The sequence below is a fragment of the Mesorhizobium sp. M7A.F.Ca.US.005.03.2.1 genome (genome assembly GCF_003997795.1).
GTDB classification, from domain to species: Bacteria; Pseudomonadota; Alphaproteobacteria; order Rhizobiales; family Rhizobiaceae; genus Mesorhizobium; species Mesorhizobium ciceri.
This window is the reverse complement of the sequence record NZ_RZRP01001280.1, coordinates 1-1,172: the sequence shown is the minus strand read 5'-3', so window position 1 is coordinate 1,172 and position 1,172 is coordinate 1. Positions and strand designations below refer to the sequence as shown.

The 1,172-nt window shown below is 64.1% G+C and carries 2 protein-coding genes; both read left to right on the top strand.

The features are described 5' to 3' along the window. Nucleotides 1-330: cytochrome c (locus EN991_RS37020; RefSeq protein ID WP_164769699.1), on the top strand; the 330-nt coding region annotated here is incomplete at its 5' end. Continuing rightward, a partial coding sequence (locus EN991_RS37015) for a cbb3-type cytochrome c oxidase subunit I (RefSeq protein WP_206519340.1) occupies nt 327-1,172 on the top strand: 846 nt, incomplete at its 3' end. The genes EN991_RS37020 and EN991_RS37015, both read left to right, overlap by 4 nt.

Below are 1,172 nucleotides of genomic sequence, written 5' to 3'. Positions count from 1 at the left end.
TTCGATGCCTGGCTGAACGACCAGTTGCAGCCGGCCGGCGCGCCGGCGAGCGGCGAAGCCAAGGTCGGTGCGGACCTGTTCCTCAAACGCCCCTGCGTGATGTGTCACAGGATCGGGGGGACGCCGGCCGGCGGAACGGTGGCTCCCGATCTCACCCACATAGCCAGCCGGCAGACGCTCGCTGCCGGGACCTTGACGATGAGCCGCGGCAATCTCGCCGCCTGGATAGCCGACCCGCAAGGCATCAAGCCCGGCTCCCACATGCCGGTGGTGGAGCTCAGCGGCGATGAGCTCAATGCCGTGGTCGCCTATCTCGAGGGTCTGAAATGAGCAGCGCGGATCTCACAAGCCAACGCGACCTGCCGCCGGAGCGCAAGGTATCTGCAAAAGGCGACATCGCGCCCGAGCATGACGGACCGCGCGACACCGGCATGGATGATGCCGGCCTGCATCGCTGGCTCGAGCGCACCTGGCGGACGCCATCCGGCATCGTCGGAGCCTTGTCGAGCGTCGATCACAAGGTGATCGCACGACGCTATTTGATCACCGCTTTCGTGTTCCTTGGTCTTGGCGGCCTCAACGCTGTCGTCATGCGCATCCAGCTTTCTGGACCGCAACGCGGGCTGATCGGGCCCGACCTCTACAATCAGCTGTTCACCATGCATGGCGTTACGATGATGTTTCTGTTCGCCGTGCCCATCGTGCAGGCGACCGGGATCTACCTGGTGCCGCTGATGGTCGGCACCCGCAACATCGCGTTTCCGCGCCTGAACGCGTTCAGCTACTGGGTCTACGTCTCGGGCGGCGTTTTCGCCTGGGTGTCCTTCGCCCTCAACATGGCCCCTGATGTGGGCTGGTTCGCCTACGTACCGCTGTCCGGCCCCGAATTCGCACCGGGCAAGCGGGCTGACGTCTGGGCGCAGATGATCACCTATACCGAAGTGTCGTCACTGGCCGTCGCGGTGGCGACCATCGTCACGGTCTTCAAGCAGCGAGCCCCCGGCATGTCGCTGGACAAGATCCCGCTCTATGTCTGGGCGATGCTGGTCACTTCCTTCGTCGTCGTCTTCGCGATGCCGGCGGTGATGATCACCTCGACTTTCCTGATCCTTGACCGGCTGGTTGGCACGCACATCTTCAACCCGGCCGAAGGTGGGGATGCTCTGCTGTTC